Genomic DNA, 16,459 nt, shown 5'->3' on the forward strand with positions numbered 1-16,459 from the left:
CTCTCATAAGTCCATTCATATAGCGACTAGATCAGTTTTCACCAACCACTGATTCTCTATAACTAGCTTAACTATACTACTACTCTTACTCTTCAATTTCTCGGCTCTGCTATTTTGATGAGACTGACACTGCTCTCAGTGCCTTCTGCTCATATACGTTCAAAAGTATTGCTTACATCTTATTCCATAGAAAATAGAATGTCAAGTGATTCATTTATTAAGATATATGTTGTTTTAAGAAACGAATAATTTCACGTTGTACTTCAGGTGTAACACCGTGACCGTCTTCAAATGCCATAAATGTTACATTAGCTTGTTGGTCTTTATAGAAGTCACGTGCTTCTTCACCCCATTGATATGGTAGTACATAGTCCATCTTACCATGTGAAATAAAGACTGGTAGCGATGCAACGCTACGTTTACTATATTCTTCTTTGACATGTCCTGGTAAATAACCACTTAATGCGATGGCTCCAGCTAAGCGTTCTGTTCCTAAAACAAATGGTAATGTTTCAGCTAGTGTTGCACCTTGGCTAAAGCCGAGTACGAAAACTTTTGTTGCATCAATTGAATACGTTTGAATAGCTTCTTCAATAAATGCTTGAATATGTAAGACGATTTTATCGAAAATTTGACGATCTGGTTTGCCGAAATCTTCATCAATGAAGAACGCATAACCAGGTGCTTGTGTAATTGGTCCACGCAAGCTGAAAATATGGTATTCATCTTGAAGTTCTGTTAATAAGCCTGGTAAATCCTTCTCGTTACTTCCCATACCATGTAACAAGAAAACGGCTGGATATAACTTTCCTGCTTCTTGTTCTTTTGGTGCAGTGTGTTCAAATGTAAATGGCGATTTCATCTATAAATCTTCCTTTCAAAACGAATTACTTGTATCATAGCATATCGCTCGATTCCACGTAAATCCATTATGCACCAGACACAAAATACCGTATTAAGTGCAAACTTTTTACTTGGTTCATGCGTCTAATGTATAAAGGAGGGACTCTTGTGGTGAAAAGATGGTTTTCAAAGCGAAAAAAACAGCAGCGTATGGTGGAACAGATATTACAAAATAATCGTCACATGCTATATAAAATTCTCTATTTGTATGTAGGTGATGAGCAGACAGCACTTTCTATTTTAGAGCAAGGCAAGACAGATTGTTTGAATGCGCACTGGTCAATTGAACAACCCGACTTGTTGTTTAGAAAGATTGTGCAAAAGCATATCGAGTATGCGATGAAAGCTGCACCACTTCCAGCAACCCAAGAGCCATATCGTGCAATTGCTTATTTATATTTTGGCGCACAGTTACATGACGAATTGTTAAGTCGCTTACTGCATTGCGATGAAGATGCACTACAACAAATGATTTTACAAGTGATGGTCAATGCAGAGGGTAAACCACAAAAAATACAACAAGCTTATGAACATATTCAAGTACCAGCAAATCTTACATAGGAAAAACAAGCAAACACCATCCACATCATATAAGCATAAGAAAAACTGGAATCGCGCTTTGATGCGGTTCCAGTTTTTCGTTGTGAACTCTTAGTGAGATATTTTGTCTCAGCTTGTTTTATTTTTCTTTCGCATTAAATGCATCTACTAAACGCTGAATCGCTTCATGTTGTGAGAACATCATTGGATAGCCTTGCCACTTCACAAGTAAATGTTCATTCATTAAAAAGTCATTCAACCGATCATTCGGTAACTTCTTTTTCAATTGTAGCAGTTCTACTGCGTAAAGTGTTTTACCCTTTACTTTATAACTCACAATAAAGCGTGGCTCTTTTTCAAAATAATTACGGTCTGTTCGTTCATACTTTTCAATATGAACAAGTGGTGTAGACTCAATAAAAGGTGTTGCTTCTTTCCCTTTAAAAGTCATGCTTTTTTCTCCATTTGAAATCGTTACCTCATCTACTTGTTGTACATGATTCAGAATATCTTCTGTAGCTTTTTGTTGTTTTTGATTCTGATTGTACATATTCCACGCAGCAATTCCAATAACAACAAGTATCGAGATAAAGATCATCCATCTTTTTTTCATTCTATCTACTCCTATATGTAACACATCTTTTACGATTGTATCACATCTAGTCGTTATTCAACATGCACACGTTTTACAAAGAATGTGGAAATGAATCCGACTAACGCAATCCCAGCAATATAATAGAATACATGGTTTGTTCCCGCTGCAATCATCTCTGTTGGTGGTGATTGTGGATTTTCAGACATGAAGATTTTTTGACCTTGTACCATTAAAGTAATCGCAACTGCTGTTCCCGCTGCACCTGCGATTTGCTGTAATGTGTTCATCACGGCTGAACCATCTGAATAAAGCTGTCTCGGTAATTGATTTAAACCGTTTGTTTGAGCAGGCATAATAATAAATGAAATACCTGCAAAGAAAACAATATGCGAACCAATTACTTGCCATAATGCTGCATCTGCTTTTAGTGAGAAGATGAATAAGATACTGCCGATAAAGGCAAGTGCAAAACCAATTGTTAGTAGCGTTTTTGCACCGATTTTCTCAAAGTTTTTTCCAATGAATGGAGCTAAAATGGCATTAATTGAACTACCTGGTAATAAGATAACTCCTGCTAGAGCAGCACTGTATAGAAGTGCTCCTTTTACATAAAGAGGTAGTAAAATCGCTGTTGATAAAATAAGTAGCATTCCAATAAATAATTGTAATGTACCAAGTGTAAACATCGGTTGCTTAAATACAGCTAAATTTAACATTGGAATCTTCATTGTAAATTGTCGAACGACAAATAACATGATTGCGATGACACCTGCTACAAGTGTCACCCATACTTCAGGTGCTGAAATTGATTTTTCAGCAATCGTACTTAGACTAAAAATAAGTCCTCCAAAACCGATAGTTGATAAAATAATTGATAAAACATCAATCTTCGGTTTTGTAATCGTTGCGACATTGTCAATTTGCTTTACACCGAATACCCCTAAAGCAATAAATAAAATAACGCTTAGCCAGAAAATGTAAGCCCATCCAAGTGAATCGACAATTAAACCGGCGATTGTAGGACCTACAGCTGGTGCTGTTGTAATAACAAGTCCCATTAAACCCATCACAATGCCGCGTTTATAAATCGGAAAAATTAATAAAATAACGTTCATTAAAAGCGGTAAAAGAATACCCGTTCCTAACGCTTGTATAATACGTCCGATTAATAAAATCGCAAAGCTCGGTGCTAACGCTGCGATAATTGAGCCAATAATTGAGAAAGTAAATGATGCGATTACGAGTTGGCGTGTCGTAAACCATCTTAAAATAAGTGCGGATACAGGAACAAGAATTCCAAGTGTTAATAAATATCCTGTTGTAAGCCACTGTGCGGCAGATGCATTAATCGAGAAACCTGCCATAATATTTGTTAATGCCATGTTTAATGCTGTTTCGCTGAATAGTCCAATGAAAGCACCTAGCATGAGAACAAATGCCATTCCTTTTGGACTTCTTACTTGTACTACTTGTGGTTGTGTCAATTGTATAACCTCTTTCTTATAATTAGACCAGTCTATATAATTCGATGGAAAAATGTTACCTTTACTATTTTTGTAATAATAAAGGTAACATTTTTACGATATCTTGAAGTGGTTGATTTGATTTTTTAGTGAGGCTAAGTGTTACTGCCCCCTCAATCAAGGCATTCAATGTACTGCTAATTAAACGAGCTTGTTCTTTTGAATAATCAGATGCTACTAGTTTTTCAATATAAATTTCTTCAAAACGTTCAAAAACAGCTTCACATTTTAAACGAAGACGTTCATTCACTAATGCTGTTTCGGCAGCCATCAATCCAATTGGCAATGAATCTGCACAAAGCGGTATATTTTCAACCACTGCAAATTTATCTGCAATTTTTAAAATATGTGCTTGAAAAGCTTTTAATGGATCTACTTCGTTTTGTGTGTCTTCTAAAATATTTGCGGCAACCATTGCACCGAATCGTTCGATTGCTTCGCTCGCTAACTGTTCTTTACCATCTGGGAAGTGGTAATAGAGCGAACCTTTTGGCGCACCGCTCTCTTTAATAATCTGATTTAACCCTGTTGCATGATAACCATTCATATGAAAAAGACGCGTAGCTGTTTGTAAAATTCGTTCACGTGATTGATTTTTACTTGTCATCGTAAGACACCTCGAAATTATAGTGATTGGTCTAATTAATGATATTAAATACTTTTCAAATGATTGTCAATGTGTTTTTCTTTAGTACGTTTTTTATTTTTTATATATAGACTAGAGAGGTTTATTATATTTAAAATAAAGGTGTAATATTAAAAAACCTATCACTTGTTTTAAGAAGTGATAGGTTTTCGTTTGAATTTATCGAATATATTGGTTTGATACAAGTAATGATTGAATAACTTTTGTTGGAATAACAAATTTCACTGGTCCCATACTACCTGGAGCTACTTCATATTCGTTGAATGAAATAACTAATTCATGTTTCTTGTTAATATAGAATGATTGGTTTGCTTGGATTTGATCAAAACCATCTGTTATTTCTGCATCCATACCTTTGATAAAGTAGACTTGTTCTCCTTTGCTATCAGTCATTTGTTTTTTCATTTGTTGCTTAATTTCATCTGAAATCACTTGAACATAGTCTTTATTTTTAAATAGTGACGGTAATGTAATCACTTGTTTTAATGTAGGATCTACTACATCATACTGTAATGTTGTTGCACTACTTGCTTCTGTCTCCGTTGTTTCACGTTCAATTACAAGTAATTGTTTTGTATCTTGTAATACACGATAATCACTTGTTACACTCGCATGTCCTTCACCTTTTAATGCTTTCATACGTTGTTCAAACTTTGTATATTGCTCTTTTGCTTCTTTTTCATATTTTTCATTCAATGTTTGTTCAACGTCTTTATTTTCTAAGTCTCGTACTTTTGGTGTTTTAATGTCTGCTGCATACTGTTCATCTTCATATTGGAACGTCATCGCTTGGAACACATGACCAACGATAGGCATTCCTCCCATCGCACGTGCAACCGATGCATTGGTATTTAATGTAACGAATAAAGCAATAATAGCTGCTGCAATTGCTGCACTCATCCAATACGGACGATAGTTTTTCTTCTTTGTCCCTAATTCTTTTCTCACCATTTGTTGTAGTTCTGGTGGAATCGGTGTATTTTTATAAGCTGTTCGCTCTTTTTTTAATTTTGGATTCATATTAGAATTCCTCCTCCGTTTTTAAATCAGCACGTAATAGGCGTAATGCCTTATATAAACGTGTTTTAATCGTATTTGTATTTTCTTCTAAAATAAAAGCAATGTCTTCAATTTTTAAGTCTTCAAAGAATCGTAAAATTACAACTTCACGATAAATCGTCGGTAAGTCGTCAAGCGCGTGCTCTAAATCAACATTTTCATAAGCATCATGAAAATTTCTTTGATTCGCTTGTAATTGTTCATCTTCCATCACTTGAACTCGTTTATGTTTTCTTAAAAAATCGAGTGATGTATGTACAACAATTTTATAAAACCAACTTTTTAATTTTTCTTTTTCGATTAATTTGTCATAAGACTGCATTGCTTTTTGGATACTATCTTGTACGACGTCTAATGCATCTTGCTCATTTTTTGTATAACTATAAGCAAGGCGATAAAAATCGTTTTGATAGCGTTCGATTAATTGGATCAGCTGATCATCGTAGTGTAGCTTTTTACGCGTAAATTTCATGCTAAGGGCTCCTTCTATGTTTGTATACGTGTAATAGACGTATGTCCTTCTATAAAAAGTTTGCATTTAATATAAAAAAATGAGGTACGCTTTTCTGCGCCCCTCATTTCTTTATATTTCCTGATACACAATAACAAAAGGTACAATGATTGTAACCGTTGTTCCTTTGTTTTGTTCAAAGTTCACTGTACCATTGACGAATTGAATCCGTTCTTGGATGCCTTTAATTCCATTCCCTTGCTCACCCTGTACAGTATTATAGCCAATTCCATCATCTGAAATCGTCATACGAATTTCTTTATCTGTCTGCTCAATACGAATCGTACATTTCTTTGCTTGACTATGGCGTACGATATTATTAACAACTTCTTTTAAACACATACTCAATGTATTTTCTAAAATAAGTGGTACTTCTTCAAGTTTTAATTGCCCTTTTACTTTTAAATCGATATTGGCAATTTCTAAAATCTGTTGGACATGCAATAATTCATCTTCAATTTTTATTTTTTTCATATCGGACACCATTTCACGCACTTCTTTTAATGCCATACTTGCCGTTTTACGAATATCTGATAGCTCATTTTTCGCTTGTTCTTGATTTTTATCAACTAAACGAATCGCTAAATCGAGTTTAAGACCAATCATTGATAATTTCTGCCCAAGTGTATCATGTAAGTCACGTGCAATTCGTTGTCTTTCTTCTACAACACTTAATTCAGAAATACGATTCTCTGCTGATTTCAACTTATTTTCTAAGTGGTCACTCTGTGTACGGCTGAATAAATAGAATGGTGCTAAAATCGTACCGAACACGATGACAACCATAAATGGAATTTGCTGAATATAAATAGCCGTTTCAATGAAAAAGCCACCAATAATCGCACCAACTGTTGCCGCAATGTGTAAGCCATACATAATATAAAAGCCGACTTTACTACGAATACGTCCAATTAAAAATGACGTAAAAATAGAAAAATAAAAATAGCCATATAAAATCGACATAACGGCATTTATAATCATCTCAAATGATAGCCACATATACGTCAAACCACTTGGTAGTTTGAAATCTAAATACACACAAATCAGATATGTAATCAGAATGGCTGCTGCAATACTTTGCGTCGTATGATCTTGATTTTTAAATACTGAATAAAATGGAATAAAGCAAATAAATACCCATGCTAAAATACTTTGAATGGGATGTTTCGGTATAATAGAATACCATTTTGACACACGCGTTCAACTCCTTAATTCTCTGTCTATCATATAACAAAATACTGTTTCAAGCTAGAAACATCTTGTTTTCTGTAGTTTCCTTTTACAATATCGTGTACTATTAGAATAACGACGTAAATTTCATTTATTGGAGGCATCAAGTGATGTTAATTCAACTTTTTATTTTAGGGATTTTATCTGAAAATAATTACCATCCCTACTTTATCAAAAAGCTCTTCACAAATATTGTTGATATTGATCCAAGTTTTAAATTAAGTGATGGAAAACTTTATTATCATTTCGACTCGTTAGAAAAAAAAGGATATATTAAAAAAATCGAAGTCATTCATACAGAAAATCGTCCTGAAAAATCCGTTTATGCCATTACAGATGCTGGACGTGCGTATATGGTAGAACTCATTTATAAAACATTCGACTCGATTAATTTAGCAGATGTACAAAGTCTCTATATTCCTATTTTATTTTTAAAGTATGTTGATTTAAAACGTGTAATTGGTCTATTAGATCAGGCAATCGAGCGTGAGAGTAAGCGAATCGATTCGATTATTGAAGCTGGTTCACATCCTTCTGTAAAAGATGTTGATCATATTCAATTAATTATCCGACATGCAAATCGACAATTTAACGAAAACTTAAAATGGCTACAAGATATTCGTGACGCAATTGCAGAACATATTTAAGCATACAAAAAAGACTTAGGCACTGAGCCCAAGTCTTTTTGTTATTTAATCTGTCACTTTACTCCGGAATAAACTTCCTAACGAAAAAGCAATTGTATGAATGATTAAAAAGACAGATTCATTAAAATACCAATCATTTGTATAACTATTAAACGGTGAACGACCGTAAATAATCGATTTCGAATCATTCCATGTTCCGCCAAAAACTTCAATTTGACTTGTTACATATTGATATTCTGTACCGCCTGCTAAAATAAAAATCACGACAATAATAAGAATTGCTGATGCTAGCTTTCCTTTTGTTGCTGTTTCAAAAAAAGATACGCCAACGCTCCACGTAATAAACAGACTGACACACAGGAAAGGCACTAATAAAACAATTAAAAAGAAAGCAGGGTTTAAGTTTCCAACTTTTTCAGTAGGGTCCAACGTAAAATAATAATTGATGACCATGAAACCTAAAAAACTAATCCCTAAAGAAATATACCACGATAGATTTTTCACACAATTTCCCTCCATACTTGTTCTCATTATACAAGACAACCTATTTTTACTAAAGCGGAACCTTGCAAAATGGTCTAAATATGGTATGCTCTAACCATACTAGATTTGCGGGGGGACTCTTAGGAGTTGAGAAGGTAAAACCTGACCCTTTGAACCTGTCAGTTAATACTGGCGTAGGGAGCAGCTGTTTTTCGCATGTAATGCTGTTCTACGATTAATTCGTTGAGCAGCTTTTTTATTTTTATAGTGAAAAAGCAGAAACCCGTCCTCTAATTTAGTGAAACTGAGTATGAGAAGCTTCATGAATCTGCTTTTCATTCATCAATGGAGGTAACTAAAAATGAGTATCCAATCAATTCATTCAACGAAACCAATTGTTCACTGTATTACGAATTATGTCGTAACAAACTTTACTGCAAATGGACTTTTAGCAGTAGGTGCATCGCCCATCATGGCGGATGAAATACAAGAAATGCATGATATTGTTCAAATCGCAAATGGATTATTAATTAATATCGGTACGTTAAATACACGCACAGTCGATGCGATGATATTAGCTGGACAAGCTGCAAATAAAAAAGGGATTCCAGTCGTTTTAGATCCTGTAGGCATCGGTGCTTCTAAATATCGTAAACAAACAGTCGAACAACTATTACAACATGTGCAATTTACAGCCATTCGCTGTAATGTTGGTGAGTTAGCGGCTCTTGCGGAAATTAAAGTCACCTCTCGTGGTGTCGATGCAGGTGAGGTGTCTTTTGAAATTGAAGAAGCAGCTAAACAAGTCGCAACACGCTACAAAACGATTGTTGCTGTAAGTGGTGTAGAAGATTTAATCACAGATGGCACGACGGTTCACATAATAAACGGCGGACATGCATGGATGGAACAAATTACAGGAGCTGGTTGCTTATTATCTGCCCTAACAGCTGCTTCAATCGCATCACATACAGACGCACTACAAAGTGTTATCACAATTCACAAAGACTATAAACAAGTCGCAGAAACTGCACATCATCACAGCAATGGTATTGGCGATTTTCAAATGCACATCCTAAACCAACTACAACAAATGAGTTTTGGAGGGATTAAATAATGTTACCGATTACACTGACGATTGCCGGATCTGATTCAGGTGGCGGTGCCGGTATTCAAGCTGATTTAAAAACATTTCAAGAATTGAAAACATTCGGTACATCTGTTTTAACAGCTGTTACTGCACAAAATACGTATGGCGTACAAGCTGTTTATGCGTTACCCGAAGATTTCATTGTGGAACAATTACAGTCGATTCAAAGCGATTTTAATGTGAATGCACTAAAAACGGGGATGCTTTTTTCAGCATCTATTATTGAAGCTGTTTCAAAACAACTAGAGAATGTACAAGCACCTATTATTGTTGACCCTGTCATGATTGCAAAAGGTGGTGCCACACTACTGCAACAAGAAGCAGTTGATGCGATGATTACTCACCTATTCCCACTAGCGACTGTTCTCACACCGAATATTCCAGAAGCAGAGGCACTGACAGGCATGAAAATTCAAACTTATGATGATGTTGAACAGGTAGCTAAAAAATTACTCGCTATGGGACCTGAAGTCATCGTGATGAAAGGTGGACATTTTGCACCTGAACAACAAGCTGCGATTGACCATATTTTCTTTAAAAACGGTGATAAATTAACCATTTCTGCCCCGCGTGTTCAAACGAAGGATACTCATGGTACAGGCTGTACGTATTCAGCAGCACTAACTGCCTTCTTAGCAAAAGGTCTACCAATGAAAGAAGCACTTATTGAAGCAAAGCGATTTATCCATGCGGCTATTTCACATGGTTTAGGTATTGGGCATGGCCATGGTCCGACGAATCATTTCGCTTATAACACAAAAGCAAAAGTGGAGGTCGAGATAATTGAATAAACAATTACTTGAAACGTATTTTATTATGGGAAGTCAAGACGTTGTAGGTGATCCACTCTTTGTATTAGAAGCTGCATTACAAAATGGGATTACTTTATTTCAGTGGCGAGAAAAAGGTGAACAGTGTTTAACAGGTGACGCTTATGTTCAATTTGCAAAAGACTGCCAAACTCTTTGTAAACGTTATGATGTTCCTTTTATCGTAAATGATGATGTTGAATTGGCAATCAGACTCAATGCAGACGGGATTCATGTTGGACAAGATGATGTCAATGCAAAGAAAGTACGTGAACAACTACCGCATAAAATACTCGGTGTGTCCGTTCATACACAAGACGAATTACAACGAGCAAGTCAAGACGGTGCTGACTATATTGGAATCGGCCCTATTTTTTCAACACAATCCAAAAAAGATGCAAAAAAGCCTGCTGGTACAACATTTTTAACAGAAGCCGCACAATCTATTCCTACCCTGCCGATTGTCGCAATCGGTGGTATTCAACCCGAGCATGTTTACGATTTACGTCAAGCTGGCGCTGATGGTGTATCGATTATTTCTGCCATTTCAAAAGCAGAAAATCCTGGTGAAGCGACACAGGCTTTTCGTAAAGAAAATGAACGCTTTTTACAACAACTTTAATACTTAGTAAACAGAATAGACAAAACATTTCAGCCCCTTCTCAGCGTTTACAATAAAAAACTGGAACCACGCCACAGTGTGATTCCAGTTTTTCTTATGCTCATGTAGGATGGTGTTTTTTACACTTATGTCTCAGTCTGTTTCTTTTTCATACAAAAGGCTTAAATAAAATATTTTTACAGAAGATTTAGAGCATTTCATTATTTTTTCTATACAAAATGTTACAATAAATGTATTCTAATGCATTTGGAGGCTTACATATGGACGTTAGACAATTAATTTATTTTACAGAAGTAGCAAGACAACAAAGCTTTACAAAAGCTGCTGCTTCCCTACATGTAACACAACCAACTCTCAGTAAAGTTGTGAAGCTACTTGAAACAGAATTGAATACGACTTTAATTGATCGTTCCCAACGAAAAAGCGTACTAACAGATGCAGGCGAATTAGTTTACGAGCGAGCACTCAAAATTATTCAAATGGTCAATGAAGTACATCTCGTATTAGAGGACTTAGAAGATTTAAAAAAAGGACATATTAAACTCGGTATGCCACCGCTTATTGGCATTTTATTTTTCCCAGAAATGATGAAAGCTTTTCAAAAAATCTATCCTGAAATTACGATTACACTAGATGAAGTAGGTGCAAATGTCGTCAAAGAACGCGTATTTGATGGGGACTTAGATGGCGGATTTGTCATGTTACCTGCACATGAAGAAGATTATGACTTACTTCCCTTCACTACAGAACAAGTACAGCTTATTGTTCATCAGGATCATCCTCTCGCTGCAAAAGAGAATGTATCAATGCTCGATTTAAAAAATGAAAAAATGCTGTTATTTAGTGACGACTTCACCATTCATGACCGTATTATCGAAGAATGTGAAAAAGCAGGATTCATCCCCGATGTTGCATTTATTAGTTCGCAGTGGGATTTCATTAGCCAAATGGTCGAACATAATCTAGGTGTAGCTCTTTTCCCAGAATCCATCGCCGCAAAAGCGAATGCTGATATCATTAAAACGATTCCCGTATATCCTGTCATTCCTTGGGAAATTTCATTCATTACGAAAAAAGGTCGCTATTGTTCACACGCTATGAAAAAGTTTATCGAATTTATTAAAGATAATTATTCCAAAATGGAATAGAAAATATAAAAATATTTAATTTTACGAATGGTTAAAACAGGTGTACAATTTGATATAGACTTATTAGATAGAAGGAAACTATATGAAAATTATACAAATTTGTGTGCAAATTTTAATCATCACAACTTTTTTACTCATAGGGAATGCAATACATTCGTATGCACACTTACCAATTCCGGGAAGCGTCATCGGTCTTGTACTTCTCTTTTTGGCACTGTACCTCCGTATTATTCCATTAAAATTGGTAGATGTTGGAGCGAAATTATTAACTGCCGAACTACTTTTATTTTTTATCCCTTCAGCAGTGGGAATCATGAATTACCCTGACTTATTCGGTATAGTGGGTATAAAACTTATTATTATTATTTTTATAAGTACAGTTTTTGTCATGATGGGTACAGGCGTGACAGCTCACTTTCTTTCAAGAAAGAAGGTGCAAACTGATGATTTCAAGTCTTAGTCTTGGTATCGTTTTAACTTTATTCATTTATATGCTCAGTAAAATACTCGCAAAGCGTTATCCATATCTTTGGCTTTCGCCTCTTATTATCTGTCCTGTTACGCTCGTACTATTTTTAAGTGTGTTTCATGTTAACTATGCGACCTACGCGCGCGGAGCACATTATATTAGTTTATTATTGGGTCCTGCAACAGTGGCTTTTGCAGTTCCTATTTATAAAAATCGCGCGTTAATTAAACAATATGCTACGGCTATTCTTGGTAGCCTCATTATTGGGGTAATCATCGCTTTCACATCATCTTATTTTTTAGCAAAATCATTAAATTTTTCAAGTCAGATGGTTCATAGTATGATGCCGCGCTCTATTACAACACCGATTGCCATGGATCTTTCTACCATGCTAGGTGGACAACCCAATCTAACAGCGATTTTCGTTATTGTCACTGGATTAGCTGGTAGCATTGTTGGGCCGCTAGTTATTCGATTCATGCGAATTCGCAGTGCTTCTGCTCGAGGTTTACTACTCGGTATGGGTGCACATGGTTGTGGCACATCAACTGCTTTTTCCATCGGTGAATTGGAAGGATCTTTCGCTTCTGTTGCGATGATTTTAGCAGCGCTTGTTAGTATTATTTTATCCATCTTTTTCTTTTAAAACTAATATCCTATAAGAAAGAAGTCGCTCTAATATCCAAGGCGACTTCTTTCTTTTTAATATATATTAATTTTCCAACAAGATTCTCAGTTTATTCTTCTTGAATGATTTTTCAAGTAAATTATGTTGATTTTCGAAGTATCAACAAAAAGTCGCACGATTAATCCTCACTTTTTTGTTATTGGGTCAAACTCAACTTCTTCTAACATTTGTAGATACTTTCATTCTTTATACGTCTCTATTTCTATTTTCTTCAGACTAATGATGTAAATTGTAGCTTATATAACACATCTGAAGTTTTGTTACTAGGTTATTTAATCAATTCAAACTATAATAAATTAAACAATGGCTATTCAAATAAAAAGTAGAAATAGCACTACTTTATATAGAAAGAAGGAATTTCATGACACAAACATCACGCTTCATACGAGAAATAAAAGACTTTTGGTATCCTACTTATAATCAAAATGGTTACCCGCATGTACAACAAGCTTTTCTTTTACCACCTGAAAGACAACAAGAATTTGATCCCTTTATTTTATTAGCTGAAGATTGGTTTAAACGCGGCGTATTCGGTGATCATCCACATCGTGGTTTTCAAACTGTAACGTATGTAGTAGATGGACGTTTAGAGCATATCGATAATGCTGGAGGATACAGTATATTAGATGCTGGTGACATACAGTACATGAATGCGGGATGGGCAGCACGTCACGCTGAAGAGGCTTATGAAGATGATTTAATTCACACTTTACAGCTTTGGTTGAATTTACCCAAGGCTTTAAAAAACACCAAAACAAGCTATCAAAATATTCGTTTAGAAGATGCACCTGTTGTTGCCATCGAAAAAGGCTTCATTCGCATTTATTCTGGTGAGTTTTTAGGTGTAAAAGGTCCAATGAATAGTTTAGTTCCGATTACAATGACCGAAATTACGCTATATGAAGGAGCTGAATATACGCATATTCTTCCAGAAAACCATAATGCTTTTCTTTATATGTTAGCTGGTGAAATGACTTTTGGTGAGTCATCTACTTCTCTTAACAAAACAGGTGTTGCAACGATTTCTTATAATGAAGATATAAATGCTTCAAAAGAAAGTGAATTAAAAATAACAGCGAAAACACGTGCAAAGGTACTGATTTATTCAGGTGTACCTATTCGTGAACAAGTGGCATTAGGTGGTCCTTTTGTGATGAATACACGCGAAGAGATTATGGAAGCTTTTCAAGACTTACAGCGTGGCGTATTTGGTCCACCTGCTATTAAAAAATAATCGTTTGAATCAGAAAAAGAGCAGAAAGGCATATGCCCTTCTGCTCTAAATTTTCGTTCGGTATTTATTATTTCTCTACTTATTCTTTTTGCGTTGATCGGCATGTGTTTCTTGTTTACGATTTCGATCATTTTTATGCTCAATTGCAGTAGCTCGTAACTCAATATAGAGTGAGATGACGACAATGGCAATAACCGAAATGATGACAATGATTTGGAACCAAAACGGCCAATCAAAATCTAGAATATACAATGTTGCTGAAATAATAAAGAAAAAGTAAGCGATAATTCGTGCTTTTTGTCCCCACCAAATCTGTAGTACAACAAATACTAGAAATAATATGAGCGCAATCACTTTTACATATTCCATATCAACACCTCGTATTCATCATACCATGTTTTAATACAGGAAGCTAAAGTTTTAAAATTGATACACACTATGCAAAATATGAATTGGCTTTTAAATATGAAAATGACTCAGCAAATGACTTTCTCAGTTCATCTCGCATAGAACCGTTTGTTGTTTTAACAATTTGTCCAAAAATTTTATACTGTGTTAATTCTGGATCTTTTAACTTTACGATATCTGTAGACATTACATGAATTAGTGCTTTTTCATTTTTTTCACGGATTTCTTTAATTAATTCAATTGCTGGCATTGTTTCAACTAAATCTAAACTGATGTAATATAACTCTGCTTGATCTGACTCTAAAAAGCGTATAATGCTTGACGGCTTTCTTGTTGTCAAATTAAATTCTGCATTGATACCTTTTACTTTAGCAAATTTAAATAATGTACTATGTACCAATTCAATATATGAGTAATCTTCTTCACAAATTATTACTTTCATATTACTTTCCCCCAAAGCGATGTTAAATCGTGCTTTCTCTATATACAATCTATATCATAATATCGTTAATATTATCATTAAGTTGGTATTTCTTTCAACAAAATTCGACAAATTAATCTTTTATTTTTTATTTTTTTACATTATATAATACTTTTTTTAACAATAAAGGTTATAAAAAGTTATTTTATAATTATTTATGTTTATAAAGAAAGAAAATCTAACCATTTATTTTATAAGATAAAAGTTCAAAAACAATTGTTTTTATAGGTATTCTTTTCTATTTTTTAATAATTTTTAATTACCCTAATTCGACTTTATATTAAAAATACATTTTTCGACAATTCCATTTCGTTAATAGCTCTCTTTTTTGGGGTATAATAATGAAAAGAGGAGGGATTATTCGTATGACTGAATCAACAAAAATTCATGCACAACCTTTTGAAAAGACTGGGAAAGATGTAGGCATCTTTTTAATTCATGATTTTGGTGGCTCCCCTGCACATTTATATCCAATCGCCACTGCTTTTGCAGATGCGGGTTATTCTGTTAAACTTCCTCGCTTACTTGGACATGATACGTCCCCGGAGGAATTAAATCAAGTAAATTATACGGAAATTTTAAAATCTCTTGAACTAGAATTTGAACCATTCTTTGAAGAAATGGAATACATTATTTTACTCGGCTTCGCAACAGGTGGCGCACTTGCTCAACAACTTGCTACAAAATATGAAGTTGAAGGACTTATTTTAATCAACTCTCTCTTCCAACCACCTTTAAAATTAATGGAGGAGGCTGAAACAGCTTTAAAACGAGATGTTGACTATGTTCCACGTGGTACAGTAGATGTTAAAAATGAACGTGCTGAGCATGCACTTTATGCTAAATATCCAACACGACTCATTTTAGAATTAAAAGAAGTAAGTGAAAAAATTCAAGAACAAGCTAATCTCATTACAACCCCCGTCTTAGTATTACAGTCTATTGAAGATCATGTATATCCACCTTCGAATGCAGATCACCTTGTGAACGCTTTTAACTCACGTGAGAAGCATTTAATCATGTTATATGATAGTTATCACTATGCTGTGATTGATTATGATCAACAACGCATTTTTAAACAATGTTTATATTTCGTAAAAGGATTGGACCCTACACGCGAAGATTAAATAGTATGTAACACAAAATGAGAAGTGGCTAAAAGCCATTTCTCATTTTTTCTATGTGATTTGAATTAGTACCAGCCGTTTGAAACCCAGAATTGTTTTGCTTTTTCCCATGAACCATAACGTTGTTTCACATAGTTATCCGCTACACGTTCTTGGTTAGCTGCTGAATAGTCACCATTTAGATAA

The 16,459-nt window shown here is 34.8% G+C and carries 20 protein-coding genes, 1 riboswitch and 1 other annotated feature (1 of these 22 cut by a window edge); of the genes, 10 read left to right on the forward strand and 10 right to left on the reverse strand.

Annotation, left to right across the window (positions count from 1 at the left end):
• Positions 1-102, reverse strand: a binding site (T-box leader); it reaches 116 nt to the left of the window's first position.
• 115 nt (positions 103-217) lie between these two features.
• Positions 218-862 carry an alpha/beta hydrolase gene (locus ACKVQX_RS08615; RefSeq protein ID WP_068453352.1) on the reverse strand — a complete coding sequence of 215 codons (645 nt, stop codon included), beginning with the start codon at positions 860-862 and terminating at the stop codon, positions 218-220.
• A 149-nt stretch (positions 863-1,011) separates the two neighbouring features.
• Here ACKVQX_RS08615 and ACKVQX_RS08620 point away from each other — a divergent pair, with 149 nt between their 5' ends.
• Positions 1,012-1,464 carry a hypothetical protein gene (locus ACKVQX_RS08620; RefSeq protein WP_068453350.1) on the forward strand — a complete coding sequence of 151 codons (453 nt, stop codon included), beginning with the start codon at positions 1,012-1,014 and terminating at the stop codon, positions 1,462-1,464.
• A gap of 118 nt (positions 1,465-1,582) precedes the next feature.
• On the opposite strand, the gene ACKVQX_RS08625 is transcribed toward ACKVQX_RS08620, so the two are convergent.
• From ACKVQX_RS08625 to ACKVQX_RS08650, 6 genes are all read right to left on the reverse strand, one after another.
• A complete protein-coding gene (locus tag ACKVQX_RS08625) occupies positions 1,583-2,056 on the reverse strand; it encodes a hypothetical protein (protein ID WP_325943082.1) in 474 nt (157 codons plus the stop codon).
• A gap of 53 nt (positions 2,057-2,109) precedes the next feature.
• Entirely contained in the window at positions 2,110-3,480 is a 1,371-nt protein-coding gene (locus ACKVQX_RS08630) for a DHA2 family efflux MFS transporter permease subunit (protein ID WP_409136210.1), read from the reverse strand.
• Between the two features lie 106 nt (positions 3,481-3,586).
• Complete coding sequence (locus tag ACKVQX_RS08635; RefSeq protein WP_068453346.1) at positions 3,587-4,168, reverse strand: TetR/AcrR family transcriptional regulator; 582 nt, start codon at positions 4,166-4,168, stop codon at positions 3,587-3,589.
• Positions 4,169-4,366: 198 nt separating this feature from the next.
• Positions 4,367-5,227 carry an RsiV family protein gene (locus ACKVQX_RS08640; protein WP_068453344.1) on the reverse strand — a complete coding sequence of 287 codons (861 nt, stop codon included), beginning with the start codon at positions 5,225-5,227 and terminating at the stop codon, positions 4,367-4,369.
• A gap of 1 nt (position 5,228) precedes the next feature.
• Entirely contained in the window at positions 5,229-5,738 is a 510-nt protein-coding gene (locus tag ACKVQX_RS08645) for an RNA polymerase sigma factor (RefSeq protein WP_068453342.1), read from the reverse strand.
• Positions 5,739-5,849: 111 nt separating this feature from the next.
• Positions 5,850-6,971: a sensor histidine kinase gene (locus ACKVQX_RS08650; protein ID WP_068453340.1), complete on the reverse strand. Its 1,122-nt coding sequence runs from the start codon at positions 6,969-6,971 to the stop codon at positions 5,850-5,852.
• Positions 6,972-7,117: 146 nt separating this feature from the next.
• Here ACKVQX_RS08650 and ACKVQX_RS08655 point away from each other — a divergent pair, with 146 nt between their 5' ends.
• Positions 7,118-7,654, forward strand: coding sequence for a PadR family transcriptional regulator (locus tag ACKVQX_RS08655; protein WP_068453338.1), 537 nt, complete (start codon positions 7,118-7,120; stop codon positions 7,652-7,654).
• A gap of 45 nt (positions 7,655-7,699) precedes the next feature.
• On the opposite strand, the gene ACKVQX_RS08660 is transcribed toward ACKVQX_RS08655, so the two are convergent.
• Entirely contained in the window at positions 7,700-8,158 is a 459-nt protein-coding gene (locus tag ACKVQX_RS08660; RefSeq protein WP_068453336.1) for a hypothetical protein, read from the reverse strand.
• A gap of 99 nt (positions 8,159-8,257) precedes the next feature.
• Positions 8,258-8,355: riboswitch (TPP riboswitch) on the forward strand.
• A 143-nt stretch (positions 8,356-8,498) separates the two neighbouring features.
• On the opposite strand from ACKVQX_RS08660, the gene thiM reads away from it, so the two are divergent.
• From thiM to ACKVQX_RS08695, 7 genes are all read left to right on the forward strand, one after another.
• Positions 8,499-9,254: a hydroxyethylthiazole kinase gene (thiM, locus tag ACKVQX_RS08665; RefSeq protein WP_325943079.1), complete on the forward strand. Its 756-nt coding sequence runs from the start codon at positions 8,499-8,501 to the stop codon at positions 9,252-9,254.
• A complete protein-coding gene (gene thiD, locus ACKVQX_RS08670; RefSeq protein ID WP_285215015.1) occupies positions 9,254-10,078 on the forward strand; it encodes a bifunctional hydroxymethylpyrimidine kinase/phosphomethylpyrimidine kinase in 825 nt (274 codons plus the stop codon). The genes thiM and thiD overlap by 1 nt, the downstream gene beginning before the upstream one ends.
• A complete protein-coding gene (thiE, locus tag ACKVQX_RS08675) occupies positions 10,071-10,718 on the forward strand; it encodes a thiamine phosphate synthase (protein WP_409136203.1) in 648 nt (215 codons plus the stop codon). Before thiD ends, thiE begins: the two co-directional genes overlap by 8 nt.
• Before the next feature lie 260 nt (positions 10,719-10,978).
• On the forward strand, positions 10,979-11,866 hold the full coding sequence (locus ACKVQX_RS08680; RefSeq protein ID WP_285215017.1) for a LysR family transcriptional regulator: 888 nt from the start codon (positions 10,979-10,981) through the stop codon (positions 11,864-11,866).
• Between the two features lie 82 nt (positions 11,867-11,948).
• Positions 11,949-12,326: a CidA/LrgA family protein gene (locus ACKVQX_RS08685; RefSeq protein ID WP_068453328.1), complete on the forward strand. Its 378-nt coding sequence runs from the start codon at positions 11,949-11,951 to the stop codon at positions 12,324-12,326.
• Entirely contained in the window at positions 12,310-12,981 is a 672-nt protein-coding gene (locus tag ACKVQX_RS08690) for an LrgB family protein (RefSeq protein WP_068453326.1), read from the forward strand. Before ACKVQX_RS08685 ends, ACKVQX_RS08690 begins: the two co-directional genes overlap by 17 nt.
• A 403-nt stretch (positions 12,982-13,384) precedes the next feature.
• Positions 13,385-14,257, forward strand: a complete 873-nt coding sequence (locus ACKVQX_RS08695) for a pirin family protein (protein WP_409136204.1) — start codon at positions 13,385-13,387, stop codon at positions 14,255-14,257.
• Between the two features lie 75 nt (positions 14,258-14,332).
• Here ACKVQX_RS08695 and ACKVQX_RS08700 read toward each other — a convergent pair whose 3' ends face one another.
• Both ACKVQX_RS08700 and ACKVQX_RS08705 read right to left on the reverse strand, forming a co-directional pair.
• Positions 14,333-14,626: a hypothetical protein gene (locus tag ACKVQX_RS08700; RefSeq protein ID WP_068453322.1), complete on the reverse strand. Its 294-nt coding sequence runs from the start codon at positions 14,624-14,626 to the stop codon at positions 14,333-14,335.
• Between the two features lie 67 nt (positions 14,627-14,693).
• Positions 14,694-15,107: a hypothetical protein gene (locus ACKVQX_RS08705; protein WP_068453321.1), complete on the reverse strand. Its 414-nt coding sequence runs from the start codon at positions 15,105-15,107 to the stop codon at positions 14,694-14,696.
• Between the two features lie 404 nt (positions 15,108-15,511).
• On the opposite strand from ACKVQX_RS08705, the gene ACKVQX_RS08710 reads away from it, so the two are divergent.
• A complete protein-coding gene (locus tag ACKVQX_RS08710) occupies positions 15,512-16,273 on the forward strand; it encodes a carboxylesterase (RefSeq protein ID WP_068453319.1) in 762 nt (253 codons plus the stop codon).
• The last annotated feature ends 186 nt before the right edge of the window (positions 16,274-16,459 follow it).

It is taken from the genome of Kurthia sp. ISK08 (assembly GCF_046159805.1).
Taxonomy (GTDB): domain Bacteria; phylum Bacillota; class Bacilli; order Bacillales_A; family Planococcaceae; genus Kurthia; species Kurthia gibsonii.